The sequence below is a fragment of the Pseudoalteromonas sp. ABE4_541 genome (assembly GCF_056312285.1).
In genome coordinates, this window is sequence record NZ_JBSVEM010000009.1 from 117,739 (window position 1) to 143,180 (window position 25,442).

At 41.6% G+C, this 25,442-nt stretch carries 26 protein-coding genes; 10 read left to right on the forward strand and 16 right to left on the reverse strand.

Annotated elements, in window-relative coordinates; all coding sequences use genetic code 11:
• The first annotated feature begins 100 nt into the window (after positions 1–100).
• Positions 101–733 carry a riboflavin synthase subunit alpha gene (locus ACW689_RS10900; RefSeq protein ID WP_476291210.1) on the forward strand — a complete coding sequence of 211 codons (633 nt, stop codon included), beginning with the start codon at positions 101–103 and terminating at the stop codon, positions 731–733.
• Between the two features lie 39 nt (positions 734–772).
• Here the strand turns inward: ACW689_RS10900 and ACW689_RS10905 are convergent, their stop codons facing one another.
• Complete coding sequence (locus ACW689_RS10905; RefSeq protein WP_476291212.1) at positions 773–976, reverse strand: CPXCG motif-containing cysteine-rich protein; 204 nt, start codon at positions 974–976, stop codon at positions 773–775.
• A gap of 85 nt (positions 977–1,061) precedes the next feature.
• The gene (locus ACW689_RS10910) at positions 1,062–1,916 is read right to left on the reverse strand and encodes a fructosamine kinase family protein (protein ID WP_476291214.1); all 855 of its coding nucleotides are present in this window, start codon (positions 1,914–1,916) and stop codon (positions 1,062–1,064) included.
• 171 nt (positions 1,917–2,087) lie between these two features.
• Here ACW689_RS10910 and ACW689_RS10915 point away from each other — a divergent pair, with 171 nt between their 5' ends.
• Positions 2,088–2,783 (forward strand): DUF445 domain-containing protein, encoded by a 696-nt coding sequence (locus tag ACW689_RS10915; protein ID WP_476291216.1) that lies wholly within the window; start codon positions 2,088–2,090, stop codon positions 2,781–2,783.
• Positions 2,784–2,844: 61 nt separating this feature from the next.
• Here the strand turns inward: ACW689_RS10915 and ACW689_RS10920 are convergent, their stop codons facing one another.
• The gene (locus ACW689_RS10920) at positions 2,845–3,207 is read right to left on the reverse strand and encodes a DUF3718 domain-containing protein (protein ID WP_476291218.1); all 363 of its coding nucleotides are present in this window, start codon (positions 3,205–3,207) and stop codon (positions 2,845–2,847) included.
• 268 nt (positions 3,208–3,475) lie between these two features.
• Between ACW689_RS10920 and ACW689_RS10925 the strand changes: the two genes are divergently transcribed.
• From ACW689_RS10925 to ACW689_RS10940, 4 genes are all read left to right on the forward strand, one after another.
• Complete coding sequence (locus ACW689_RS10925; protein ID WP_476291220.1) at positions 3,476–4,270, forward strand: hypothetical protein; 795 nt, start codon at positions 3,476–3,478, stop codon at positions 4,268–4,270.
• Between the two features lie 118 nt (positions 4,271–4,388).
• Positions 4,389–5,771 carry an amidohydrolase gene (locus tag ACW689_RS10930; protein ID WP_476291222.1) on the forward strand — a complete coding sequence of 461 codons (1,383 nt, stop codon included), beginning with the start codon at positions 4,389–4,391 and terminating at the stop codon, positions 5,769–5,771.
• A gap of 12 nt (positions 5,772–5,783) precedes the next feature.
• The gene (locus ACW689_RS10935) at positions 5,784–7,022 is read left to right on the forward strand and encodes an amidohydrolase family protein (RefSeq protein WP_476291224.1); all 1,239 of its coding nucleotides are present in this window, start codon (positions 5,784–5,786) and stop codon (positions 7,020–7,022) included.
• 571 nt (positions 7,023–7,593) lie between these two features.
• Positions 7,594–7,761 carry a hypothetical protein gene (locus ACW689_RS10940; RefSeq protein WP_476291226.1) on the forward strand — a complete coding sequence of 56 codons (168 nt, stop codon included), beginning with the start codon at positions 7,594–7,596 and terminating at the stop codon, positions 7,759–7,761.
• A gap of 54 nt (positions 7,762–7,815) precedes the next feature.
• On the opposite strand, the gene ACW689_RS10945 is transcribed toward ACW689_RS10940, so the two are convergent.
• From ACW689_RS10945 to ACW689_RS10970, 6 genes are read right to left on the reverse strand one after another with little or no spacing between them, the layout of a single operon-like run.
• A complete protein-coding gene (locus ACW689_RS10945; RefSeq protein WP_476291228.1) occupies positions 7,816–8,064 on the reverse strand; it encodes a DUF3862 domain-containing protein in 249 nt (82 codons plus the stop codon).
• Between the two features lie 13 nt (positions 8,065–8,077).
• Positions 8,078–8,920 (reverse strand): CsiV family protein, encoded by an 843-nt coding sequence (locus tag ACW689_RS10950; RefSeq protein ID WP_476291230.1) that lies wholly within the window; start codon positions 8,918–8,920, stop codon positions 8,078–8,080.
• On the reverse strand, positions 8,917–12,390 hold the full coding sequence (gene mfd / locus ACW689_RS10955; protein WP_476291232.1) for a transcription-repair coupling factor: 3,474 nt from the start codon (positions 12,388–12,390) through the stop codon (positions 8,917–8,919). Before mfd ends, ACW689_RS10950 begins: the two co-directional genes overlap by 4 nt.
• A gap of 24 nt (positions 12,391–12,414) precedes the next feature.
• Complete coding sequence (locus ACW689_RS10960) at positions 12,415–13,308, reverse strand: carbon-nitrogen hydrolase (RefSeq protein WP_476291234.1); 894 nt, start codon at positions 13,306–13,308, stop codon at positions 12,415–12,417.
• Between the two features lie 6 nt (positions 13,309–13,314).
• Positions 13,315–14,352 (reverse strand): agmatine deiminase family protein, encoded by a 1,038-nt coding sequence (locus ACW689_RS10965; RefSeq protein WP_476291236.1) that lies wholly within the window; start codon positions 14,350–14,352, stop codon positions 13,315–13,317.
• 54 nt (positions 14,353–14,406) lie between these two features.
• Positions 14,407–15,003, reverse strand: coding sequence for a PilZ domain-containing protein (locus ACW689_RS10970; RefSeq protein ID WP_476291238.1), 597 nt, complete (start codon positions 15,001–15,003; stop codon positions 14,407–14,409).
• Between the two features lie 171 nt (positions 15,004–15,174).
• Here ACW689_RS10970 and ACW689_RS10975 point away from each other — a divergent pair, with 171 nt between their 5' ends.
• The 3 genes from ACW689_RS10975 (at position 15,175) to ACW689_RS10985 (ending at position 16,519) form a co-directional block, all read left to right on the forward strand.
• On the forward strand, positions 15,175–15,783 hold the full coding sequence (locus ACW689_RS10975; protein ID WP_476291240.1) for an N-acetyltransferase family protein: 609 nt from the start codon (positions 15,175–15,177) through the stop codon (positions 15,781–15,783).
• 206 nt (positions 15,784–15,989) lie between these two features.
• The gene (locus tag ACW689_RS10980) at positions 15,990–16,118 is read left to right on the forward strand and encodes a hypothetical protein (protein WP_476291242.1); all 129 of its coding nucleotides are present in this window, start codon (positions 15,990–15,992) and stop codon (positions 16,116–16,118) included.
• Between the two features lie 224 nt (positions 16,119–16,342).
• The gene (locus ACW689_RS10985) at positions 16,343–16,519 is read left to right on the forward strand and encodes a hypothetical protein (RefSeq protein WP_476291244.1); all 177 of its coding nucleotides are present in this window, start codon (positions 16,343–16,345) and stop codon (positions 16,517–16,519) included.
• 69 nt (positions 16,520–16,588) lie between these two features.
• Here ACW689_RS10985 and ACW689_RS10990 read toward each other — a convergent pair whose 3' ends face one another.
• Positions 16,589–19,762 carry an efflux RND transporter permease subunit gene (locus tag ACW689_RS10990; RefSeq protein ID WP_476291246.1) on the reverse strand — a complete coding sequence of 1,058 codons (3,174 nt, stop codon included), beginning with the start codon at positions 19,760–19,762 and terminating at the stop codon, positions 16,589–16,591.
• Positions 19,763–19,768: 6 nt separating this feature from the next.
• A complete protein-coding gene (locus ACW689_RS10995; RefSeq protein WP_476291334.1) occupies positions 19,769–20,890 on the reverse strand; it encodes an efflux RND transporter periplasmic adaptor subunit in 1,122 nt (373 codons plus the stop codon).
• A gap of 323 nt (positions 20,891–21,213) precedes the next feature.
• Between ACW689_RS10995 and ACW689_RS11000 the strand changes: the two genes are divergently transcribed.
• A complete protein-coding gene (locus ACW689_RS11000) occupies positions 21,214–21,816 on the forward strand; it encodes a TetR/AcrR family transcriptional regulator (RefSeq protein ID WP_476291248.1) in 603 nt (200 codons plus the stop codon).
• Here the strand turns inward: ACW689_RS11000 and ACW689_RS11005 are convergent.
• The 5 genes from ACW689_RS11005 to ACW689_RS11025 all read right to left on the reverse strand — a co-directional run bounded on the left by ACW689_RS11005 (position 21,800) and on the right by ACW689_RS11025 (position 25,381).
• On the reverse strand, positions 21,800–23,644 hold the full coding sequence (locus ACW689_RS11005; protein WP_476291250.1) for an ABC transporter ATP-binding protein: 1,845 nt from the start codon (positions 23,642–23,644) through the stop codon (positions 21,800–21,802). The two genes, ACW689_RS11000 and ACW689_RS11005, sit on opposite strands and share 17 nt — an antisense overlap.
• 139 nt (positions 23,645–23,783) lie before the next feature.
• Positions 23,784–24,230: a ferric iron uptake transcriptional regulator gene (fur, locus tag ACW689_RS11010; RefSeq protein ID WP_476291252.1), complete on the reverse strand. Its 447-nt coding sequence runs from the start codon at positions 24,228–24,230 to the stop codon at positions 23,784–23,786.
• Positions 24,231–24,336: 106 nt separating this feature from the next.
• The gene (gene fldA / locus ACW689_RS11015; RefSeq protein WP_476291254.1) at positions 24,337–24,864 is read right to left on the reverse strand and encodes a flavodoxin FldA; all 528 of its coding nucleotides are present in this window, start codon (positions 24,862–24,864) and stop codon (positions 24,337–24,339) included.
• Positions 24,865–24,878: 14 nt separating this feature from the next.
• A complete protein-coding gene (ybfE, locus tag ACW689_RS11020) occupies positions 24,879–25,157 on the reverse strand; it encodes a LexA regulated protein (RefSeq protein ID WP_476291256.1) in 279 nt (92 codons plus the stop codon).
• Between the two features lie 2 nt (positions 25,158–25,159).
• Complete coding sequence (locus ACW689_RS11025; RefSeq protein ID WP_476291258.1) at positions 25,160–25,381, reverse strand: DUF2788 domain-containing protein; 222 nt, start codon at positions 25,379–25,381, stop codon at positions 25,160–25,162.
• Between the last annotated feature and the right edge of the window lie 61 nt (positions 25,382–25,442).

Below are 25,442 nucleotides of genomic sequence, written 5' to 3' on the forward strand. Positions count from 1 at the left end.
AGCTCAACCCAAAAACAAATCATAAAGTCATACTAACGAGACTTCTGACGTGAACAAGTTTGTTGTATGATGCGCCTAGTTAAAACTGTAAAGGGAAACCATGTTTACTGGAATTGTTCAAACCCAAGCGACGGTGATAGGCGTTTCACAAGTTGATGGTGTACTTCGACTGGGTATATCGGTCGGAATTGAGTATTTAAACCACCTTGATATTGGTGCTAGTATTGCAATCAACGGTTGTTGCTTAACGGTGGTTAAGTATGAAGTTAATCGTCATGATGTTGTTGGTCAAGTTTATTTTGATGTAATAGACGAAACACTACAGCTAACTAACCTAGGCTTGTTGGTGCGAGGAAGCAAAGTCAACTTTGAACGATCTGTAACAATTGGTACTGAATTGGGTGGGCATATTGTTTCAGGTCATATTCATTGCGCAGCCCAAGTTACAACCATAATCAAAGAAGAAGACAACTGTCGAATTCATATCAAACTACCTGAATATTGGCTCAAGTTTGTTATGTATAAAGGGTTTATTTGCGTTAATGGCGCGAGCTTAACAGTTGGTCAAATTGAGCAAGGCGGGTTTTGGCTTCACCTTATCCCTGAAACATTGAACATAACCAACATTGGTAGGTTGCAAGAAGGTGATTGGATTAATATCGAAGTTGATCAGCAAACTTATACAATCATCAATACCGTTGAAAATTACCTAAGAAAACAAAATCACAGTTAATAAAACTCGGTGAGCTTGCAAATGTTGCAAGCTCACCAACTAAAAGATCTGCTCGTCGTCGCTATCAATATGAAGCTCAAGTTTATTCCTAGCCTGGTCTATATGCATATTGAAATGAATGGCGTTACAACAAGCAGCGCAGTCCTCATAAAAGTCTTGATCACCTTCGCTTGCATCTAGGCTTACGTAAATATGATGTCCACAATGAGGGCATGTAATTCTTTGATCATACAGCGCTTTCATATTGCTCTCCAAAAGGGCCAACACCCTTAGCGATTGCACTTACTTTATTATAGCAGTATCTGCAATTATGAAAGCTGTATTACAACTACTTTAATATTTCATTAACCCTTTTTTGTGCTTGATTGAGATAGTCTCCAGCATATAGATTTGCATATAGCAAAATGGGATAGAGCTGATAGATAGACTTTCTTAGCTCGTAACCTGTATGAAGTTCAAGCTCAGCGCTATAGGTATCGTAAAAAGTTGTGGGGAGAGGGGCGAATAGCTCGCTCATCGCGATATCAACTTCACGATCTCCATAATAGCATGCAGGGTTATCTAAACAGGGCTTACCCTCATTGAAATAGATATTGCCTTTCCAAAAATTGCCATGCAGTAAGGAAGGGCGACATGGATGAGACAATAGTGACTTGATGGTGATCACGAAATCGTCGATGTTGACCAGCTCAATGCCTTTTTCTTTGAGCAACTGTAGCTGCCAGCCAATTCGCTCTTCAGCAAAGAACGTCTCCCATTTTTTATGCCATTGATTTGGTTGAATAAGATGTTGTATGTAGCCATCTTCTTCTAACCCAAACATCTCTTGTTCAAATCGATGATGCATTTTGGCAAGTAAGCGTGCGCAATCTTGCCAATTTTCAATCCCTTGTGTATGGGGAATACACTCTAGCACTATAAAGCTAAACTCTAGTGTGGTGCCAATCGTGATGGTATCAGCAACTAAAAAGTCGCTATCTCTGATAAGTAGGTCACGAGCATGTGACTCTGTTTCAAATCTCTCTAGCGAGCCAAGCAAATCAACTTTCACTAGGTATTGATGTTCATCGTTGGCAATATGAAAGCGTTTTTCTGTATCACTGCTACGTAATTGCTCTTTGTAGTTAAAAGAGAATGGTTGATGTAACGCATCAGAAATGTACTGGTTGACGACATTCCACATTGTGAAAACCCTAGACAATCGAAACCTAATTCAAACTATGGTTCAAAAATCAGGGATCTCAACTAAAGCATTCAATATATTTGCTATTTGCGCCTGTTTTGCAATACACAACGCTATATTTAGCAAAACTTAAAGTATAAAATGCGCCATTGAATTTTTTAGGAGGTTGGAGTGAATAAAAGTTTCATAACGAATTCGTTGGCACTTGTCGCCGTTTTAGTTGGCTACTTCGCATCGTTGCCAATTGTCTTTTCAGTTGGGATCTTCGCTTTATCTGGTGCAATGACGAACTTACTTGCGATTCATATGCTTTTTGAAAAGGTACCATTTTTATATGGTTCAGGCGTGATCAAATTAAAGTTTAAAGAGTTTAAGGAGTCGATCAGTGTGCTTATTTTGCAAGAGTTTTTTAGCCAAGAAAAGGTAGCAAAGCTTTTGGAAAAGCAGCAAAACTCAATAAATTTAACGCCTGTGATAAAAAAAGTCGATTTGTCTCCAGCCTTTGACAAGTTGATACATGTTATTGAATCTTCACAATTTGGCCCAATGCTAGCGATGTTTGGTGGCAATGAAGCGCTGGTGCCAATGAAAGACTCTTTTGTAGACAAAATGCAGGATGCACTTATCGATATCACTGAGGAAGAAAAATTTAAGCAGCTACTCAAAGATGAATTGAGCAGTGGTCACAGTGCGGATGTTGTCTTCAGCACGATAGAAAAAGCGGTTGAGCATCGCCTTGAGGAATTAACGCCAGATATGGTCAAGGATATAGTGCAAAACATGATTAAAACCCACTTAGGCTGGTTAGTGGTTTGGGGCGGAGTATTTGGTGGTTTATTTGGACTTGTTGCTGCACTTTTGAATTAGCGCAAAATAAAAAACACTGGACTACTCCTAGAGTTTGACCAGTGTTCGTTTATAGCAACCATTATTTAGAGCCTGAAACAACCAAAGTAGTAGTGTCATTATCAACTTGTGCGGATAAATCGCGGATATGGGTATGGGCATTAACGTCAATACCTAACAAGCCGGCTGTATTGTTTAGTTTGTAGATTGAAACAAACTCGGCGACTGTATGGCCATTACATTCAAGTACATCGTTCATTACTTTATGTGTGATGCGGTTTTTTGCCATTGTCTTTCTTAAATTTAAAGAACGATCGTTGGCAACAGCCATGCATAATGTAGTTTCTATCGAATTGTCTGCTGCGATAAACTCAGTTGCATGAGCTGGAACAGCGCTTAGACCAGTTAAAATTGATGCTGCACATAACATTGTTAACTTGTTCATGATATTTCTCCGTTACTTTTGTTAGGGGTCGAGAGTAAGTATTGCCCAAATAAAAATTGAAGTTGTAAAGCAACGCAGCAAGAATGTAAGCAAGTATGTGAGTGTAACATTGATTATCTAAGCTTATGAAAAATATAAAAAATGAATAGATTTTTTGACACAGTTTTCAGAATAAATTTTCATCAAAATCGTCTGTTTACAAGTTCGTATCACAGCTGCAAAGCACAGTTATCAACAATTACTTATGCTGAACAATTGAAAGAGTGAAATGACAATCAAAAACACAAAATTGAAGCATTATTATAAAAGTGGCGTTGCAAAGCACTGGGCAGACGCAAAAAGTTGCTATTACTGTGGCTGCGAAGCAACCCATACAGATTATTGCCCGCCATTAGATAGTGCAGAGCTTGTATTAGAGCTGAACGAGACAACTGACTTTATATCCGTCCCCTGTTGTTATGAGTGTTTTGCACTGATTCATAACGAGCGCACTTTGCTTTTGCAAGACAGAGTGGCAAAGCTCAAACAAAAGCTTGCAAAAAAATATGCTAAGGCACTTAAGGTGTTTCATATGTGGCGGGATGATGAGCTTGATGAAATGAGCCCTGAGTTTAGGCAAAGTATTGAGGCTGGTATGAGATTAGGAGAGGAAGCGAGCCAAAGGCTAGCTCATGTGCCGTTCACACTTGAATGTGACGATGCACAGTTATCCCAGCCTGTTCGTCAAACTCGCTTTTATGTGAATAATATTGAGTTTTCGTCATTTCAGACGGCATTGGCTTATAGCGTAGAGGAGTTTCAGCTTAACAAAAGCGACTTTTACGATTTATTAGTTCAAGAATGCAATGGTGATTTTGATAAGGCATTGAGTCAGTATCATCATCGCCACAGTAAACCAAAGACCTTGGATGTTGCGAAGAACAAAATCCTTCTGTTTGCTAAAGAGCACAAGCAGAACTCTGACTTCGTGGCCCGTGCGACCGAAAGTCTCATGAAACGAGATGCAAAGTTAGACATAGACGGCGCACTTGCTAAGCTATATCGGGATTACATCGAAAGATGAGCATGAGATATAGTGTGAGAGATTCATCGTATATAATTGCGATTTTGACGTTTTACATCGCAATATGTGGTAAGTTTCGATACAGTTAATGTGAAATAAAAACAATAGAGATAAAACAATGCAAAAATTTGCTCCCTCCATATTGGTGCTGGCAATGGCTGCTGCGCTAACGGGTTGCCAAGATAAGGGCCCGCAAAAAGAGAAAGTAACAATAAACAAGAATCCCTATCCAAGCACATATCAACCGATGAAGTCAGGATCTACCCTGATCACAAACGCTACGGTGCTCACTGGTACAGGTGAGCGTATTAATGATGCGGATGTGTTTATCGTTGATGGCAAAATTAGCCAAGTAGGTAAAGACTTAAGCGTGTCTGCCGACAACACGGTTGATGCACAAGGTAAATGGATCACACCGGGTATCATTGATGTGCACTCTCATTTAGGTGCTTACCCGAGCCCTCAAGTGGAATCCCACCAAGATGGTAATGAAATGATCAGCCCCAATACTGCGCAAGTTTGGGTAGAGCACTCAGTATGGCCACAAGATCCAGGCTTTAACCGAGCTCGTGAGGGGGGTATTACTACACTTCAAATCTTACCTGGTTCGGCAAACTTGTTTGGTGGTCGTAGCGTCACGCTTAAAAACGTACCTGCGCATACTATGCAAGGCATGAAATTCCCCCAAGCACCATATGGCTTAAAAATGGCCTGTGGCGAAAACCCTAAACGCGTCTATGGCTCCAAAGGTGAAGCGCCTTACACGCGTATGGGTAATATGGCTGGCTATCGCCAAGCCTGGGCAGAAGCGACAGAATATAAGCGTGCTTGGGAGCGTTATGAGCAAGAATATGCTGCAGGCATGAACCCTGATGCACCTGAGCGAGACATTAAGCTAGATACTCTGCGAGGGGTGCTAGATGGCGAAATCTTAATCCATAACCACTGCTATAAAGCAGAAGAAATGGCGATGATGATTGATTTGGGTAAAGAGTTTAATTATCACTCAGGTACTTTCCATCACGGTATAGAGGCATACAAGGTTGCTGACTTGCTTGCGCAAAACAATAACTGCGCGGCACTTTGGCCCGATTGGTGGGGCTTCAAGATGGAAGCGTACGACATGGTGCAAGAAAATGTTGCTATCGTCGACGCGGTTAAAAACTCTTGTGCTGTTGTTCACTCAGATTCAGATACCACAATTCAGCGTTTAAACCAAGAAGCTGGCAAAATCATGTACACAGCAAATCAAAAAGGCTTTAACCTAAAAGAGCAAGACGCCATTAAATGGATCACATTTAATGCTGCGAAATCTCTTGGTGTACAAGATAAAACAGGCTCAATTGAGCAAGGTAAGCAGGCTGATGTTGTTATTTGGGATCAAAACCCATTTAGCGTTTATGCCAAAGCCGAGCGTGTTTATATCGATGGTGCGAAAGTATACGACCGTACAGATGAGAAATACCAAGCAGTTAGTGATTTCATGTTAGGCCAACGATAAGGAGAGTACCCCATGATGAAATTTAAATTATCTATTATCACCGGTGCTTTGCTTGCAAGTTCGGCTACATTTGCTCAAGTTACTGCGATTACAGGTGCGACTGTACATACGGCAACTGAGCAAGGCGTTTTAACTAATGCAACCGTCGTTATCGAAGATGGTAAGGTCAAAGCGATTAACCCAAATAATGTGACTGCTGATGTTACAGTTGACGCAAATGGCGCTATCTTAACGCCAGGCTTTATTGGCACGATTAATCAACTTGGTTTAGTCGAAGTAGGGGCGGTGGCCGCTTCTCGTGATATGGCCGACGATAAAGCTGGATTAGACTTTGATCCTAGTTATGCTTTTAATCCTCGCAGCTCACTTATTCCTTATGCGAGAAAAGGCGGTATAACGCAAAATATCTCAGCACCAGTAAATTATGAAAGTATCTTTAGCGGTTTAGCGTTTACAGCGGACTTAAGTGGCGATTTTGATAGCGTAACTGATAAGCACACTGCGTTGGTTGTGTCACTGGGCTCTAAGAGCAAAGGTTCTAGAGCATTGAGCTTTCAACAATTTATAGAAAAGCTGGAAGGTCAAAAAGCTAAGCTGAACAAAAAGTCTGACAAAGATAAAAAAGACGCTGAAAAGCCAAGTGGCGAAGAGCGTGTACTTATGTCTGTGCTTAAAGGTGAGATGCCTGTTGTGATTGAGACTTACCGTGGTTCGGATATTCTCAATGTGATCAAATTGAAAGAGAAGTTTGGTCTTAACGTGATCATGTTTGGTGGTTCTGATGCGGTGCTGCTAGCGGATGAATTGGCTAAGGCAGAGATCCCAGTGATCGTCAGTGCTGTGGCTAACTTGCCTTCAGACTTCGATGCAATGCATGCGAGTTTAGAAAATGCCGGCAAACTTGAAAAAGCGGGCGTGAAGGTAATCCTATCCGTATTTGGCGATGCAAGCCATAACTTATATCAGTTACGCTTTGATGCAGGTATTGCCGTTTCAAATGGTTTAGATCACGACTACGCAATTAAAGCTGTCACCAGCAATGTTGCTGAAGCGTTTGGTATTGAAGGCGGTAAAATTGCTGTTGGAGAGCGAGCTGATCTAGTGCTTTGGAGTTCAGACCCATTTGAGTTGAGTACACACGTTAACAAGATGTGGATCAACGGGGAAGAAGTGTCTACTGAGTCACGTCACGACAAGTTACGTGAGCGTTACACTACAGACTCTAAAATGCCCAAAGCATATACTAAATAATATCATCTGATATTATAAAGAGTGAACGTCATTCATTAATTTGAATGGCGTTTTTTTCGAGAAAAAGTGGTAGATTTGAAGTTTATACAGCATATCTTCTTTTATAAATAATTCAACGATCAAAAAGTAAAGCAGCCTTTCTGTTCTAATACTTATCATCTCAACTCATTGGCCTATTTTGAAGTGAGCAAACTATGTCGGGTGCAACGCTACCGTGCCTTGCCATCTCCAAGGCACCTACATTCATATAGGTAAGGCAAAAACTTCGTTATTTAGTGGTTATAAATGAAAAGTTTTTAGCATATAAAACGTCAGAATTAATCATTCCAAATTATTAAAATTTGTTATTTTTGGTTATTATTACCATGCGTGTTCTCAATAATCATGTTAGAAAACACAAACGAGAATATTAATATATTAATATAATTTATATATTAATTATGTAATTTAAATTTATTTGAAATAATGTTTTGCTATATTTGATGATTTTGTTTGAGAAGTGCTAATTATTCAGTTAGGATGAATTTGCTTATAGATTATAAGCTTTAATATTCAAATATAAGGATTAGACATGAAATTAAAACTAAAAGTACAAAAAAAGAGCATGAAGCAGTTATCGGAAGACAAAGCAATTTCTCAGCAACTAACACCGGCTGTTGGCGGTGGCACAGCAAATCGTTTGACCGACTTTTGGGCATTCACATGTGGTAGAGGCCATACGTGCCCTGAACCACATTAATCACGAGTTAAATGATAGAAAAGAGCGCTAATTAGCGCTCTTTTTTGTGAGGGTTTATTCAAGACCTTTCTTGGTATAAAGCGTCACTTTATCTGAAACCAAAGTCACCTTGATATGTTTGTCTTCGTCACCCCAAGTGCAGTTGGTATGTAAAGTTTTTTCCTCGCATTGATCAGCAGAGCCTAAAATTGCTTCTATCTCTGCTTTATCCATACCCACTTTTACTTTATTGTAGTTTTCCATGTTAACTTTAGAACAACCAGCTAACGTCAGTATTGCAGTAGCTAATAATAGTTTTTTCATAATATGCCCGTTCTTAGTGTTTGTATTTTCTAATTTGGAAGATAATCCCGAATTTGGGGTGATCTAGATAATGAATATCTCCACTATATACACGTGTAAATTGTGACATACGAGCTTTGTTTATTTGTGTATCTTCGCTGTCATAACGTATATCTAAATTTGTTGTCACGTATAAATAGTGTTTAACATGGATCTTTATTAATCCTTCTAATTGCCAATGGTCGGGCTCTGCCTCCTTGATTGTCTCAAATGGTTGAAACAGAAGTCCTGAATATCCCGCGCTTTGTATCGTGTTTGACAGTCTTTGGCTTACAGGTGATGAATATTTTTTTCCTGCAAATATTTTAATAAAAGGCGCTCTACGTTTGCTTTGTTCTGGAAAGCGCCATCCAGTATGCAGTATTGGTCTTAATCCTAAACGGTTGAGTTTTTTTAGCACATTATCAAATTGATACTGCTCTTTGGCCAGTAGATAGATGTGCTCCATATGCTCTTGAGGCTCGGCATAGGGAGACAAAGGCAATCTATCAAAGCGGCTAATGTAGTCTTCATCAGGTCGGCAAGCTCGTGATGAGCCAACATCACTCAATTTCTCACTAAGAGTACGAAAATCGAAATCTGAGTCACCTTGCAAACAATATTGTTGTCCTTGCTCATTAAATCCTTTAGTGAGTAAATCTAACTGATTTTTCCCCTCTATGTCCTCATGTTCTAAGGTAAAGTCTTCGCGTAGCAGCGGTGCAGTCTGTTGTTCAAAAGCAATTATTTCGATCTCGAACCAGCGTACCGCGAGCGCACTATTGGAATAAGTCAACGTGGTGAGTGCAAGTAGTAATGATGTTAAATGGTGCTTCATGCAACAGCCTTTTTCTCAAAGTCTTCCATCATGGCATTAATTAGTTTCAAACGCTCTTGGCCATTTTTTTCTTCGATGGCGAAACGCAGTTTGTTCGCACCTTCCATTTTGTAGATTGAAGGGTTACTTTGTATCAAACCGATGATGAACGTTGGGTTAACTTTTGTCGAGGCATTAAACTCGAAATACCCCCCTTTAATATTGGCTTCCACTTTACTGATACCCAAGACACTTGCCTTGAGCTTAAGTAGCTGTACAGTAAAGAGGTTTTTTGCCGCATCTGGCAGCAGGCCAAAGCGGTCAATGAGTTCAACCTGTAACTCATCAAGCTCTTGATTATCCTTGGCGCTGGCGATGCGTTTATACATGCTAAGACGCATATTAACATCGGGAATGTAGTCATCAGGTAACAGCGCTGGGAGCTTCAGATCGACATCACTATGCTGTTGTAACAAGTTCTCAAGCGTTGGCTCTTTACCATCTTTGAGTGCTTGAACCGCTTGATCGAGCATTTCCATATACAAATTGAAACCAACAGATTGGATTTGACCACTTTGATCATCGCCCAAGAGCTCACCAGCCCCTCTGATCTCTAAATCGTGTGTTGCGAGCGCAAAACCTGCACCAAGGTCTTCCAAAGATTCGATGGCTTGTAATCGTTTAACCGCATCCTTTGTGAGAGAAGCTGCGTTGCGAGTGAGTAAATAAGCATATGCTTGGTGATGGCTTCGGCCAACACGTCCACGTAATTGGTGCATTTGTGCGAGACCAAGTTTGTCAGCTCTATCCATCAAAATGGTATTAGCGGTTGGAATATCAATACCTGTCTCAATAATTGTGGTACATACCAACACATTGTGCTTTTGGTGGTAAAAATCACTCATTAGTTGTTCGAGCTCTCGCTCTCGCATTTGTCCGTGCGCAATGGCGATGTTTGCTTCTGGCACCAACGCTGCGATATCCGCAGCGGTTTTATCGATAGTCTCGACAGCGTTGTGTAAGAAATAAACCTGACCACCACGCTTTATTTCACGTAGGATAGCTTCTCGTATAAGCTCATCGTTACGTTCTTTTACAAAGGTTTTTACCGCAAGGCGTTTTGCAGGTGGCGTGGCAATAATTGATAAATCACGCATGCCACTCATTGCCATATTAAGAGTCCGAGGGATAGGTGTCGCGGTAAGGGTTAATATGTCTACGTTGGCTCTTAATTGTTTTATTTTCTCTTTTTGCCTAACACCAAAGCGATGTTCTTCATCGACAATCAATAGCCCTAAATCTGCAAACTTGATGTTTTCTTGGATGAGCTTATGCGTACCAATGACGATGTCAATTGCGCCATTTTGTAGTTTATCTAAGGTGTCTTTTTGCTCTTTAGCACTATTGAAACGTGACAATACGCCAACTTCTACCGGGAAGTCGGCGAATCGATCTTTGAAGTTTTCATAATGCTGTTGAGCGAGCAGGGTGGTTGGCACGAGCACCGCGACTTGTTTGCTATCGTTAATCGCAACAAACGCTGCGCGCATTGCGACTTCCGTTTTACCAAAGCCAACATCGCCACACACTAATCTATCCATGGCCTGATTTGATTGCATATCAGCCAGCACTGCCTCAATGGCATTTCTTTGGTCATCGGTTTCTTCAAATGGGAAGCTCGCAGAAAAGTCACGATATGACGCGCCATCTAGTTTAAAACCATGACCTGGCTTACTTTGCCGCTTTGCGTATATATCGAGTAGTTCAGCGGCAACATCGCGTACTTTTTCAGCAGCTCGACGTTTGGCTTTTTCCCAAACATCTGAACCTAATTTGTGCAGTGGTGCAGATGCTTCTTCACCACCGGAATAGCGACTGAGCATGTGTAAAGCAGAAACTGGCACATACAATTTGGCATCATTTGCATAGGTGATGGTCACAAACTCAGTAGCCACACCCGCTGCGTCGATTGTTTGCAGCCCAAGATATCGTCCAACACCATGATCAAGGTGTACGATGGGCTGTCCTTCTTTTAGTTCTGCCAGGTTTCTGATCAGGGCATCTTGGCCTTGCTCATATTTATGCTTGCGTCTTCGACGTTGTGAAACCTTGACGCCGAGCAACTCTTGCTCAGTTACAATGCTCAGTGGAGTTTTACCAGCTAAATAAACACTTTGCTCAAGTGGGCTAACAATTAACCCCACATCTGACTTATGCGTAAGAAAATCATTTAGGTTATCGAATTCCTTAAGTTTCAGTCCAGTTGGTTTAAGTAGAGTGAGTAATGATTCGCGACGTCCATCCGACTCAACACTAAAAAGTACTCGCGCTTTTTGCTTTTTTTGCTCTGCTATATAGTCGAGTAATTTAGCGTATGGCTTGCTTTGCTTATGGTCAATACGAATGTCGTGCAACTCATTTGCAGCTAAGTTTGTTTGCCCTGCCTTAGTGCCAAGCTTTGCCTGACTTAGTCTGATCCGAGCATAACGATTAAAGTTTGCAAAAAGCTCTTCAATCGGTTGGTACAGCTTAGCTGGCTCTAGTAGTGGTCGAAGTGGATCAACACGCCTATTTTCATATCTTTTTTCAACATCTTGCCAAAAATCATGAGCTGCATGCTCAATGTCGCCAAGGTGCATTAAGGTTGCATTTTCTGGTAAATAGTCAAATATTGTCGCTAATGATTCATAAAACAGTGGTAGATAATACTCGATACCAGCTGGCCAGTTACCTCGTGAGACTTGCATGTAAATTGAGTCTTGCTCGGCGCTTGCACCGAACACTTGCCTATAAGCAACTCGGAAACGTTCAATGTCTTCGTCATTGGTTGGAAATTCATGCGCAGGGAGTAGATCAATCGCCTCAATTTTATCGCTAGAGCGCTGCGTTTCGATATCAAACAAGCGAATGCTATCTAACTCATCATCGAAAAAATCAAATCGGTATGGAGTATTACTGCCCATCGGATATAAATCGACAATTGAGCCTCTTACTGCAAATTCACCGTGCTCCATGACTTGCTGTACATGACGGTAGCCAGACTCACTGAGTGCGGTTTTTAAACGCTGTGCATCTATAGTGTCACCAACTTTATACTTGAGCGCATTACCATAAATAAATGCTGGTGGTGCAGTTCTGAGCATTAAGGTCGAAACTGGCACGATTAATACGCTTTGACTCTGTTGCTTGAGCGCATTGAGCGTCGCTAAACGTTGAGAAATGATGTCTTGGTGTGGTGAGAAATGATCATAAGGCAGTGTCTCCCAATCTGGAAACACCATCACCGAGTGATGCGGTAATAAGTATTCTAACTCTGTCTCTAAACGTAGCGCAGACGGAGTATCTGGAGTGACGATGACAACCAGTTCATCATGTTGTGATATGCCCGTGCTTATCGCTACACTTAAGCCACTACCGCTTAACTGGCCCCAATGAATTTTGTCAGTAGGGCCTTTAACCCACGGTAATTCGCTCCAATGCGCAGATGCCATTGATCACTCCTGTTTTGTTATTATTTAGTCTCTATATATTTTGCAAAGGTCGTCATAATGGTCGATTCGACGATCTCTTAGGTATGGCCAAATGCGACGAACGGACTCGCTACGCGCTTGATCAATATCAACGACGAGCGTTTGCTCTTCTGTTTCACTACCATGGATAAGCATTTCACCTTGAGGACCCGCGACAAAAGAGTTACCCCAGAATTGAATCCCTTCGCTTTGACCACTTGGATCTTGTTCGTGGCCAACACGATTTACACTGATCACAGGCACACCATTTGCCACAGCGTGAGCGCGCTGAGAAATTATCCAGGCATCTCGCTGACGAACTTGTTCATCTTTATCATCACGAGGGTCCCACCCGATAGCCGTTGGGTAAATCAGAAGTTCGGCGCCCGCCATCGCCATTAAACGAGCGGCCTCTGGAAACCATTGATCCCAACATACGAGCACGCCTAATTTGCCCACTGATGTTTGAATTGGCTCGAAACCAAGATCGCCAGGGGTAAAATAAAACTTTTCGTAAAAGCCTGGATCATCAGGAATATGCATTTTTCGGTATTTGCCAGCAATGGAGCCGTCAGATTCAATAACCACTGCGGTATTGTGATACAGGCCAGTTGCGCGTTTTTCAAAAAGAGAAGTGACGATCACTATGCCTAGCTCTTTGGCAAGTTTACCGTAAGAGTCAGTGCTTGGGCCTGGAATTGGTTCCGCTAAGTCAAACAAATCGGTATCTTCTACTTGGCAAAAATACAAACTGCGGTGTAGCTCCTGTAATACGACGAGTTTTGCACCTTGTTTGGCTGCCTCTCTAATTCCTTGTTCAGTGCGCTCTATGTTATCCGCAATATTGTCACTATTGGCATGTTGAACAAGTCCTACTTTTAAAAGCTGTGGGCTCATCATTGGATCCTATTTTAAAAAACCACGTGGAAGCTGCATTGTAATGCAGTGCAAGCTTCCAAACTGATGGATGATTGGAAGGCAGTTTATGCCTATTACGGTATGTTCAGGATAAGCTTTTGCTATTTGCTCAAGCGCTTTATCATCCTGCACGTCATTGTAAACAGGGACTAGTACCGCCGAGTTTATGATGAGGTAGTTAGCATATGTTGCAGGTAGTCTGTCGCCTTCATCATTAAATACTGCTTTTGGCCAAGGTAGTGGCAGCAAATTATATTTATCACCATCGCCTGTTTTAAACTGCTGTAGCTGTGCTTCCATGGCTGTCAACGCGTGGTAATGTTCGTCGTTTTCATCGTTGCACTGAACGTAAACTAGCGTATTATCTGGTGCAAAGCGTACCAGCGTATCAATGTGGCTATCCGTATCATCACCAGCTAAATACCCATGGTCAACCCATAGAAAATCTTGTGCGCCTAGCTCTTGCTTGAGCACGGATTCAATATCTGACTTGCTCATTGTTGGATTACGATTTGGATTGAGCAAACACTCTGAAGTTGTCAGTAGCGTACCGTGTTCGTTAATTTCAATACCACCGCCTTCAAGCACAAAATCCAAGGCACGATACTGGTTGTTATTGTTTGCAATGCAATCAACGAGTGCTTTGTTAATTTGATTATCAAGCTGTGCTTCAAACTTATTGCCCCATCCATTGAAGATAAAATCTTTGATGCAAATTTTGCCATTTGCGTCTGTGGTCGTTAATGGTCCGTGGTCTCTTGCCCAGGTGTCATTGCAAGGTGCAATGACAAAGTGGATTTTATCAAGAGCAATATTGGCGTTGATTAACAACGTTGATATATGTGCTTTTAGTTGCTCATCGTGTGCAACGATAACAACACTTTGTTGCTTTGTTATCTCGTTGCAAAGTGTAACATAGACGGGTTCTACGTCGCTTAATATGTCTGCCCAATCGGTATTTTTATGCGGCCACGTCAGCATGACTGCATCTTGTGGCGCCCATTCAGGTAAAAGTCTAAAACTCATGATTAAACACTAATAAATAACTAAGCCGTTAGTTTATCATTGTGTTGGTCGCTGTCAGCTATTTTGTTCTTTATTCTGCTCTGATTGACGTTTTTTTAGCTGGCGTGTTTGCGCATGTAAACTTGCTCGAACGACTAATTCTTGGTCTTCATCTCTTATATTGATGAAGGCGAGGGTATGTTGATACTTCTCGTCAGATAGTCGTGCTGTGCCTATGACTTCGCTATAACAATAAATAGCGGCAGCTTCTTGGCGTAAAAATAGTTTAGTTCTGAAGCATGTTCCCAATGGATGTTCGATATGAGAAGTAAATTTAAGTCCACCGCCGCCATACGAATCACAGTAAATGTTGTCTTCATCGGGCTGCTCGGTCGCCAAAATATGGCTCATTATAAGGTCAATTTTTCTTGACTGAGCTTGTAAAAACGCAGCGAGATCAGATGCTAAATCGCCAAGATTGCGCAGTGGGCTGAGCATCTTGTGATCCAGCTCTTTCATCTCATTAGCAAGCTTGAATAGCGCCGGAATTTTTGTTTCAAGTTCAGCTACTGATTGCGGGACAGCGTTTTTATCAACTTCTTTCAAATTAACCTGATTTGCATCGTCTACTTGAAAGTAACGTTTGAAGTTTTCTTGTAGCTCATTTCTCATTACCAATTTCCACACGACGTTTTATTTAATATTAACGGGTTACGTTAAAAAATGCCATATGGAGAAAGAGTTACATGGTTGACTCGCAAAAATAAAGATTTGAGGAAACTGCAATTTGTAACAATAATGAACTAATTGTTACTAATATTTAATATTTTAACGGAAAATCATATGGATGTACTAGAGTGTGAAGGAGACTTGGTTTCCAGAGCCTTATCCCTACCAAAGGGCTTAAAAATACGCACAGCAACTTTGAGTGACCTGGAGCAAATGGCCAGTGTCACTAGGCAGAGCTGGCAGTTGGCGTTTGCTCCTTTTTTACCTAATGAAGTGCTGCAAAGAGGCACACAGGCATTCTTCGAAGAACTTTGGCGCGCGATACTAAAAGATCGTACAAAACACGTGTCTCAAGTAATAGTGAAAGGGAGTTCTATCGTAGCTTGCGGTGCATCAGGTGGATATCGGGGAGAGCACAATCCACATAGTGATCAAGTTGCGCTATATAAAGCGGGTGAGTTATACCGAGGGTACGTATTACCCAAGTATCAAAATTTAGGTCTTGGGCAGGCCATGTTAAAAATGCGCTTACTGAAACTATACGAACAAGGCTATCTGCGAGCATATACTTGGATTTATGCAAAAAACACGCGAGCAAGGCGATTTTATGAAAAGCACGGCGCGGTTCAATTGGATAGTGCGCTAGGTATGACGATGAATAAATTCCCTTTTGCAGAAGTTTGCTATGGTATTGAAGTTAATAGGGTTTTTGATTTTAAATGATTTACGTCAACCTTTTAGCTTTTGTGATGTAAATCCCAATGTTTAAAAAATGTTGCCATGCAAGTTGTTTGGTATATCACCTGTATTGTCAAATGAATATTTTATTTGGTATTAGCTAATATATCGGATTGTAATTTGGCATTTTATCTTAATGCTGCGATTACTATCTGTGTAAATTTGAATGTTAGAATTTTAAGGATAATAAGGTGACTATACATCGCGTGGAAGTTATTGTTGATTGTGAAGCCGTTGAAAATGGTGCACCGGGTAGCCGTGCAGTTAACATGTATGCGTCACAAGATATTGTAACTAAGCAATTCTCAAGGTTCTTTTGAACTAATTATTCGCGTTGATAACGATGACATTATTAGATGGAGTGCATTCGCTAAAGTTGTACAACCAGAGGGCAGTACTGAGAACTACTCTGTGATCATTGATGCGGAACACGATTGGAACAATAACACCTTGTTAAAAGACTGGACAGCATATCAAGGTAATGCACCTGTATTTGTTTATGAGCGAGACGCAATTCCAATGAGACAAGACCAATGTGTAGGTATTGAGCTGTCAAACAGCTTATCAACCATTTGTACAAGCTAATGCTACATTACCAGGTCGTCCAAATCCTGGTACTTCACAAATTGAAGCTTATACTTTCTACGTTAAAGTATATAAAGGTACTGAGCTTATCAAAGAAATCAACTGGGACCCGTATGTAACAGTTGTACAACCTTAATCTCAACGTTTAGATTTTACAGACCTAAAAAAGGCGACAGTGTGTCGCCTTTTTTAGTTTATAAAATGACTACACCAGTCCCTCTTGTGTGTCTACATGTTCCTTTCTATGCTGCTCTGATATTTCGTTCGCTAGCTCTTGTCTTGAACGTTTTTCTGTTAAGCGTCTATTAGTTAACCAGAAGAAAAATAGAGGAACAAAAAATACAGCGAGGAAAGTAGCAGCCATCATCCCGCCCATTACACCAGTACCCACACTGTGTCTTGCACCTGCGCCTGCACCTGAACTTAGTACCAAGGGCACAACACCAAGAATAAATGCAAGCGACGTCATAATGATTGGCCTAAATCTCAATCTTGCCGCTTCTAATGCGGCAGCACTTGCGCTCCAGCCTTGTTGGTGTTTCATCAGCGCATACTCTACGATCAAAATGGCATTTTTGCTTGCTAATCCAAGCAAGGTAACTAAGCCGATTTGAAAGTAAACATCATTAGTTAGGCCAAAAATCCAAACTGATACTAACGCGCCGAATGTCCCAAACGGCAATGCCAACAATACAGATATTGGTAACGACCAACGCTCATACAATGCAGCAAGCACCAAGAACACCAATACAACTGCTAGCCCTAAAGCAAGTCCGGTTGTTCCTGAACTTTGCTTTTCTTGATACGCTGAGCCTGTCCAGTCATAGCTCATATCTGGCGGCAATACACTGCGTGCGATTCTTTCCATTTCTGCGATTGCTTGCCCAGAACTGTAACCAGGAGCGGCTTCTCCTAATAGTTTAACTGCAGATAGGTTGTTGTAACGCTCTAAACTCTCTGGGCCTCGGCTGTACTCAATGTCTGTAAATGCAGAAATTGGTACCATTTCGCCTTGATTATTTTTTACATAAATACGGCCTACGTCCTCTGGTGTCATTCTAAATTCGGCTTCAGCCGATAGAAGTACTTGCCAAGCACGACCAAATTTATTGAAGTCATTAACATAGTAAGTACCCAAATTAGCTGCTAGCGCATTGAACGCACTGTTTATATTTACACCCATTGCACGAGCTTGTTCACGGTCCATATGCACTTTTAGTTGCGGCGCATCCGGACGCCATAGTGTTTGCAAACTAGCTAAAATAGGGCTCTTTTGTGCTTCAGCCATCAATAGTTGCATACCATGTTTTAATTTCTCGTGACCTCCAGCGCCTTTGTTTTGAAGGTATACTTCAAAACCACCGGTGTTACCGAGTCCCATAATTGGGGGTGGGTTAAATGCCAGCACAAGGGCCTCATTGATATGCGCTGTTTTCATGTATAACTCGCCAACGAGTGATTTAACATCAATCTCTCTTTCATCCCAATGTTTTTGTGTGACAAACAAGGTTGCTGCACTGTTCTTATAGCCGTTACCAATGAAATCAAAACCGGTAAACGCAACCACATTTTCGTTCGCGGGGTTTGAACGGATAATGTCGATCACTTCGTCTACCACCTTACTGGTGCGCTCTAAAGATGAGCCATCGGGTAAGAATATGGCGGAAATGTAGTAACCTTGATCTTCGTCCGGTACGAGCGAGCTTGGCGTACTTTTCCAAAGCGAACCAGTCACAAAAATCATCGCTGATACCAGCACTAAGCCTAATAGGCCGCGGCGGACCATAAAGCTCACCGCACCCACATAACGACCAGTGATACGCGTAAAGAAATCATTAAACCACACAAAAAACTTTGCGGTTTGCTTATGTTCATGCTTTAAAATGAGCACACACAGAGCGGGTGTCATGGTCAATGCAACTACGCCTGATAATGTCACTGCAATAGAAATCGTAATGGCAAATTGTCTAAACAGTTCTCCGGTAAGTCCACCCAAGAAGGCAATAGGGACGAACACCGAACATAGGACTAGCACAATCGCAACAACGGGACCACTTACTTCTTGCATGGCTTGGATGGCCGCTTCTCGAGCACTTAGGTGTTTTTCGTGCATGATACGTTCAACGTTTTCAAGCACAACAATGGCGTCATCGACCACGATGCCGATCGACAAGACCATGCCAAATAATGTTAAAGTGTTAATCGAATAACCTAACATGTACATACCAGCAAACGTACCGAGTAATGACACAGGTACAGCAAGCGTTGGGATCAATGTTGCGCGCCAGTTTTGCAAAAATAGATACACGACTAAAAACACGAGCACCATGGCTTCAATAAGCGTTTTCAAGACCTCTCTTATAGACACCTCAACAAACCTAGTTGTGTCATATGAGGTCAAATGCGATAACCCGATAGGGAACTGAACTTTTAGTTCATCAATTGTTGCATTGACTTGAGCTGCGACGTCCAACGCATTTGCACCAGGCTGCAAGAAAACACCCAATAACACGGCTTGTTTACCGTTTACAGTACCTGCGAAGTTGTAATCTTTTGAACCTAATTCAACGCGCGCAATATCTTTTAACCTTAGATTTGAACCATCAGGGTTAACGCGAATTAGAATATTCTCAAATTCTTCTGCTGTTGATAAACGTCCTTGCGCGCTTACGCTGTATACTAATTCTTGCGTAGAGCTTGAAGTAGGCGTTGCACCGATTTGTCCTGCTGCGTATTGTGAATTTTGCTCGCGAATCGCAGAAGAGACTTCTTCTACGGTAACACCAAGTTGACTCATCACGTCAGGGCGTAACCAAACCCTCATTGCGTAGTCTTTAGCACCAAATATTTGTACATTGGTGGTACCGGGAATGCGTTTGATCCTATCCAGTACGTTCATTGTTACATAGTTTGATGTCCACAAACTTGTCCGAGAATTATCTGGAGAATAAAAAGCATGGACCTGCAAAAAACTCGAGGACCCCTTCGCAACGACCACACCTTGTCGGCGCGTTTCTTCTGGTAAGCGCGCCTCAACTTGCTTAACACGGTTATTGACGTTAACTGCAGCTTGGTCGACATCGGTACCTATTTCGAAAGTAACAGCAATGGTAGTTACACCGGAGCTATTACTGGTGGAACTCATGTACATCATGCCTTCAACGCCTGTGATGGCGTTTTCGATAGGTGCTGCGACAGTTTGTTCCATTACTTGAGCTGAAGCCCCAGGATAAACAGCAGTGACTTGAACTACTGGAGGGGAAATCTCAGGGTATTGTGCAATGGGCAAGCTTCGCATTGCAGCAAGGCCTGCAAGTACTATGACAATAGACACAACAAAGGCAAATATTGGTCTATCAATAAAATAACGAGAAAACATTATAAATTAGCTCCCTTGTTGCACTTTTTGAATAGGCATTCCAGGGAAGAATATTTTTGCCATTCCCTCAACGACTACTTCTTGTCCATCATTTAAGCCTTCGCGGATAATCCAAAGATTTTGACCATCTTGTTTAACCCACTCTCCAACTTTGACTGGAGCTGGTAGCGCGACCAACGCTCCTTGCTCATTTTTGGTGGAAACGTATACAAATTTACCCGTGCCATTATCTAAGACCGCGCGCTGTGGAAGCAATATTGCATTGTGTCGAATTGCGCCATTAAGTATCACCCGAACAAACTGCCCAGGACGTAACTGTGAGGAAGGATTTGCTACTTTGGCCTGAAGTTCACTGGTTCCTGTATAGCGATTAACCCTAACATCGCTAAAGTCGACTCGGCCTGTTTGAGGGTATGTACTACCGTCTTGAAGAATTAACTTAACATCAAATTCATTATTTTTGGGCAGAGTTAAACCTCCGCTTTCAACGTCTTGACGCATCTTAAGCTGCTCTCTTTCGGAAAAACCAAAACGAACACGCATGGTATTCGTTTCCGTTAACTGAGTGAGCAATACCTCGGGACCGGATACATAACTTCCTTCTGATACCAATTCTCGACCAATAATCCCTGATACCGGAGCTTTAACATGAGCATATTCTAAATTAAGTTCGGCTTCTTGTAGGGCAACTTTGGCTGATTCCAAATTTGCTAAAGCGATATCATAGTTAGAGGCTGCGTTATCAAAGTCGCGTTTGGATACTGAGCGTTCGTTTTTGAGCGCTTCTAAGCGGTCCCTTTCTCGCTTGCTTTGCTCGACAGTTGCTTTGGCTGCATTTAATTGCGCCTGAGCTTGCGCAAGGTCAAGTTGAAACGGTTCTAAATCAAGGGTGAACAATGAGTGACCAGCTGCGATTTTCTGACCTTCCTCAAAATTTCTCGATTCAACAATTCCTGAAACTCGGGCTCTAATTTCTACTTCTTTATTACCTGCTAATGTTGCAGGTAACTCAATAGTAATTGGGACACTTGTTCGCATGACGGCAAGTGTTTCAACACTAGCCGGTGGCATGGCATGAGCGCTATTTTGTGATTCTCCCTGTTCACAACCAAAGAGCAATACGAGCATACTCGAAATAGCGGTATACGTTAGTAAGCGACTGACGACTTGTGGGTTCATGTTTACTCCAATTCCAACGAGCATCGATCGATGCAATAAAATATGAGCACTCTAATGGTCCTTGAGTTGTGGTGAACGTTATCGACCGAGTAGGGCTCGAAAGCAGCCTGTTTTTATACAGCATATACCAAAGTTGACTTTCATGGCGCGTTAATTAAACAGGTAAACGGTAGTGTATACTTTTTTTATTAGGGGGTAAACGATATCGTGTACTTTTAATTTCTCAAATATTCGTTAAAATAGCGTTAATTTGATTAGCAATGTAACTAATTATGACGCAGTATTCCCAAAAGCAGAGTGATATTCTCCGCGCTGCTATCGACTTGTTTGCGCAGTATGGCCTTTCTGCTATGACAATGGAGCAAGTAGCCACTACTGCAAATGTATCTAAGCGTACGCTATATAAGCATTTTGCTACGAAAGACGCTTTATTTGACGTAGTTGTCGACTTGTTGATCAGTCGTATAACGCCACTTACTGCAATTCAATTTATTCCCAACTTTGATTTTAAAACTCAACTACGCCACCTCGCAATGAGTGCCGTTGCGCTACTTAATGATGAAGACTATCTCACCTTATCTCGAATCGTTATGATAGAGTCAATGCGCTCAAAAGAGCAGGCTGATAGTTTAAATGAGCGCTTTATGAACTGCGAAAAAGCGATGCTTCAATGGTTTGAAGATGCTGAAAAAGCCAATTGTCTAGGCCAATTTAATGCTAATTTCGCTGCTGCGTTTTTTTGGGGAGGGCTCAAAAAAATTACGTTTTGGGAACAAGCTATAAAATGGCAAGCGCCTCTAGATGAAGAAGCGCTTGATGTGCTCATAGAGCAAGTATGTAACCTGTTTTGTTTAGGTGTTATTCCACGCCAATAAAGCCACCTGTTTGATGTGCCCACAGTTTGGCGTAAACACCACCTAAAGAAAGTAAATCTGTGTGTGTACCTTGCTCGATAATCTGTCCTTCTTCCATGACAATTAATTTGTCCATTTGAGCAATCGTTGACAAGCGATGCGCGATGGCGATGACTGTTTTCCCCGCCATAAGTGAGTCGAGACTGTCTTGGATAGCGCTTTCTACTTCCGAGTCTAGGGCTGATGTCGCTTCATCTAATATCAGAATAGGCGCATCTTTTAGCAGTACACGTGCAATAGCTATACGTTGTCTTTGACCACCAGAAAGTTTAACACCACGCTCACCAACTTGCGCGTCAAATCCAGTGTTTCCTTCGTTATCTTCGAGGGTATGTATAAACTCATAAGCTTGCGCTTTTTTGGTGGCATTAATGAGTTCTTCTTCAGTTGCGTTCGGTCGTCCGTAAAGAATATTATCTCGTACACTGCGATGTAATAGGGAAGTGTCTTGAGTCACCATGGCAATGTGTTGGCGCAAGCTCTCTTGAGTGATGCTTGATATATCGGTGTCGTCAATGCAAATACTGCCAGAATCAAGGTCATAAAACCTTAGTAACAAATTAACCAGTGTTGATTTGCCTGCACCTGATCGTCCAACCACGCCAATCTTTTGCCCGGCTTGAATCGATAAACAAAGATCGTTAAGCACATTGTTGTGCGTGTTTTTATCAAGGCGCTTGTAGGCGAAGTTAACGTGTTTAAACTCGATAGAACCCGTTTTGAAGTCAAATGTGTTCGCGTCTGGTCTGTCCTTAATATCTATAGCTTTTGATAAAGTAGCCATGCCGTCACTGACTGTACCAATGTTTTCAAATAATCCACTTATTTCCCACATGATCCATTGCGACATACCGTTTAAACGCAGCGCAAGGCTTACCGTGATAGCGATAGCCCCTGCGGTTATTGCGCTAAATGACCATAAATAGAGTGATAATGCCGCAACTGAAAATACCAGGAGATAATTAAGAGCTTGCACGCTGATATTGAGGCTTGTCGCTAGGCGCATTTGTTTGTAAACCGGATCAATGAATAATTCCATACTTTCTTTGGCGTATTGCTCTTCACGTTGTGTATAGGAAAATAGCTTCACCGTTGAAATATTTGCATAACTATCCACAATACGGCCTGTCATCTGGGAGCGGGCGTCTGCTTGCGCTGCAGAAACATGTTTTAACTTTGGCACAAAATAAACTTGTACACTTACATACAGAGCTAGCCATGCTAACATAGGTAACATGAGTCTAATATCTGCTTGTGCTACCAGAGCGAGCATGGCACCAAAATAGACTAATATATAGACCAATACATCTAGCAGTTTCATTACACTTTCCCTAACTGCCAACGCTGTTTGCATTACTTTGGTTGCAATACGCCCAGCGAATTCGTCTTGGTAGAAACTCATGCTTTGTTTTAGTAAATAGCGATGAGCCTGCCAGCGAATAGACATGGGATAGTTACCCAGTAAGCTTTGATGTAACACGGTAGAATGGAAGAACACCAATATGGGCAGCACGAAAAGTGTAACTACCCCCATATAAAGTAAGTCATCATATTTTTCTTTAAACAGTGTTTGTGGGGTGTAGTGTGAAAGCCAATCTACGAGATCACCCATAAAGCTAAATAAAGTGACTTCTAATACGGCTAATACTGCGGCACTGAGTGACATAAAAAACAATGGCCATTCCATACCTTTGGTATAAAAGCGGCAAAATGCGTATAGCGTATTGGGAGGTTGAGTGATATCTGATTCTGGAAACGGTTGTGTAAAACGCTCGAAAATTTTATACATCTTATTCATCCTTTAACTGCAAGAAATACATTCTATATTTTATTGTACAAATATCCAGTGTTTTGATGGTGGAGTGCTCAAATGGTTGAAAGCCAGACATAAAAAAACCGGCCTAAGCCGGTTACGAGAAAGGTTAGAATTAACCACCGTTCTCTTCAGCGTACTTTTTACACGCTTCAGTGTCGCTACATTCGCCATAAAGATAAAGCGAGTGGTTGGTTAAACGAATACCATTTTCTTTAGCGATTTCTTCCTGTCTGCTTTCGATAACCTCGTCTTCAAACTCAACAACTTTGCCACATTTCAAGCAAACTAAGTGATCATGGTGTGTACTACCAGATAGCTCAAATACTGACTTACCACCTTCGAAATGGTGACGCGAAACGATACCAGCGTCATCAAACTGGTTTAAAACGCGATAGACAGTTGCTAAGCCAATCTCTTCACCCAAGTCTAATAAGATTTTATACACGTCTTCTGCACTAATGTGTTGGTTGTCGGGTGATTGTAGGATCTCAAGAATCTTAATTCTTGGCAAAGTAACCTTTAAACCGGCTTTTTTTAGTTCTAAGTTGTGATCAGTCATTAAATCTGTCTCAATCTGTCTTGTGTATTTATCTTAAGTCATATGCACGACGACGCTAAACTTAAGAATAACGTGCTAAGCAATTAAGTGCAAAGCGTGAAATAATTTAGTCTTCTAATTCGGCTAAGCACATTTCATCGTAAACTTGCGCGGACCATGCTTTTACGCGCTGTTCAGTTAGCTCTGGTTGGCGGTCTTCATCAATACCAAGGCCCACAAAATGAGTATCATCAACAAGCGCTTTAGACGCTTCAAACTCATAGCCTTCAGTAGACCAGTGGCCAACTACGATTGCGCCACGTTCGGTAACGATATCATTGATCATACCCATAGCGTCTAAGAAATACTCAGCATAGTCTTCTTGGTCGCCGCAGCCAAATATCGCAACTAACTTACCTTCAAAATCAACTTCTTCCAATTCGGGAAAGAAGTCATCCCAATCGCACTGCGCTTCACCGTAGTACCACGTTGGGATACCGAATAAAATTAGGTCAAACTCAGCGATTTCTTCTTTGCTACTTTTAGCAATATCCTTAACATCGACAAGTTTTTTACCTAACTCTTTTTGTATCATTTTGGCAACGTGTTCTGTGTTGCCTGTATCGCTACCGAAAAAAATACCTACGCTTGCCATTTAGTGCTTACCTTCTATCTATTATTCGCTAATTTCTCTTGCAAGATGGTCTCAATCAATGCGCTTCGGCTTATGTTTTGAGCATCTGCCATGTCACTCAAAGCTTGATATAGCTCTGAAGAGACTTTAAATTCTACGCGTTTTAAGCCGCGTGCTTTGTCTCGCTTTATTTGATTACGCTTGTTGACCTTTAATTGAACCTCGCGAGGAAGTGGGTTTGTTTTAGGTCGTCCCGGGCGTTTTTCATTATCAAATAAGTCGATTGTAGTTCTATCTGCCTCAGACTTTGCCATGGTTAACCAACACCTGCACCTTGCCAGAACACTTGAATTAACCCTTTTGCTATGAATCCTGAGCAGCCTAAAAATAAGACTAACCAGACTATATATCTACCAAACTTTGGTACGTCCCCTTTTTTTAGTACATCCTGAATTGCCATGCCAATAAAAAAGAGAATGCCAGCTAACGCGAAATATAGCCCCAAAGTTTCGAATTCATTTATAAACTGACTGACCATGTGCGCTCTACTAAAAACTCAAACGGCGCGTACTATAACATAATCAATTGAGATAAATTAA

Excerpts from the sequence above, each read along its gene's own strand:
- ACW689_RS10900 (WP_476291210.1), top strand. The coding sequence starts at position 101 with ATGTTTACTGGAATTGTTCAAACCCAAGCGACGGTGATAGGCGTTTCA.
- ACW689_RS10905 (WP_476291212.1), bottom strand. The coding sequence starts at position 976 with ATGAAAGCGCTGTATGATCAAAGAATTACATGCCCTCATTGTGGACAT.
- ACW689_RS10910 (WP_476291214.1), bottom strand. The coding sequence starts at position 1,916 with ATGTGGAATGTCGTCAACCAGTACATTTCTGATGCGTTACATCAACCA.
- ACW689_RS10920 (WP_476291218.1), bottom strand. The coding sequence starts at position 3,207 with ATGAACAAGTTAACAATGTTATGTGCAGCATCAATTTTAACTGGTCTA.
- ACW689_RS10925 (WP_476291220.1), top strand. The coding sequence starts at position 3,476 with ATGACAATCAAAAACACAAAATTGAAGCATTATTATAAAAGTGGCGTT.
- ACW689_RS10930 (WP_476291222.1), top strand. The coding sequence starts at position 4,389 with ATGCAAAAATTTGCTCCCTCCATATTGGTGCTGGCAATGGCTGCTGCG.
- ACW689_RS10935 (WP_476291224.1), top strand. The coding sequence starts at position 5,784 with ATGATGAAATTTAAATTATCTATTATCACCGGTGCTTTGCTTGCAAGT.
- ACW689_RS10940 (WP_476291226.1), top strand. The coding sequence starts at position 7,594 with ATGAAATTAAAACTAAAAGTACAAAAAAAGAGCATGAAGCAGTTATCG.
- ACW689_RS10945 (WP_476291228.1), bottom strand. The coding sequence starts at position 8,064 with ATGAAAAAACTATTATTAGCTACTGCAATACTGACGTTAGCTGGTTGT.
- ACW689_RS10950 (WP_476291230.1), bottom strand. The coding sequence starts at position 8,920 with ATGAAGCACCATTTAACATCATTACTACTTGCACTCACCACGTTGACT.
- mfd (WP_476291232.1), bottom strand. The coding sequence starts at position 12,390 with ATGGCATCTGCGCATTGGAGCGAATTACCGTGGGTTAAAGGCCCTACT.
- ACW689_RS10960 (WP_476291234.1), bottom strand. The coding sequence starts at position 13,308 with ATGATGAGCCCACAGCTTTTAAAAGTAGGACTTGTTCAACATGCCAAT.
- ACW689_RS10965 (WP_476291236.1), bottom strand. The coding sequence starts at position 14,352 with ATGAGTTTTAGACTTTTACCTGAATGGGCGCCACAAGATGCAGTCATG.
- ACW689_RS10970 (WP_476291238.1), bottom strand. The coding sequence starts at position 15,003 with ATGAGAAATGAGCTACAAGAAAACTTCAAACGTTACTTTCAAGTAGAC.
- ACW689_RS10975 (WP_476291240.1), top strand. The coding sequence starts at position 15,175 with ATGGATGTACTAGAGTGTGAAGGAGACTTGGTTTCCAGAGCCTTATCC.
- ACW689_RS10990 (WP_476291246.1), bottom strand. The coding sequence starts at position 19,762 with ATGTTTTCTCGTTATTTTATTGATAGACCAATATTTGCCTTTGTTGTG.
- ACW689_RS10995 (WP_476291334.1), bottom strand. The coding sequence starts at position 20,890 with ATGCTCGTATTGCTCTTTGGTTGTGAACAGGGAGAATCACAAAATAGC.
- ACW689_RS11000 (WP_476291248.1), top strand. The coding sequence starts at position 21,214 with ATGACGCAGTATTCCCAAAAGCAGAGTGATATTCTCCGCGCTGCTATC.
- ACW689_RS11005 (WP_476291250.1), bottom strand. The coding sequence starts at position 23,644 with ATGTATAAAATTTTCGAGCGTTTTACACAACCGTTTCCAGAATCAGAT.
- fur (WP_476291252.1), bottom strand. The coding sequence starts at position 24,230 with ATGACTGATCACAACTTAGAACTAAAAAAAGCCGGTTTAAAGGTTACT.
- fldA (WP_476291254.1), bottom strand. The coding sequence starts at position 24,864 with ATGGCAAGCGTAGGTATTTTTTTCGGTAGCGATACAGGCAACACAGAA.
- ybfE (WP_476291256.1), bottom strand. The coding sequence starts at position 25,157 with ATGGCAAAGTCTGAGGCAGATAGAACTACAATCGACTTATTTGATAAT.
- ACW689_RS11025 (WP_476291258.1), bottom strand. The coding sequence starts at position 25,381 with ATGGTCAGTCAGTTTATAAATGAATTCGAAACTTTGGGGCTATATTTC.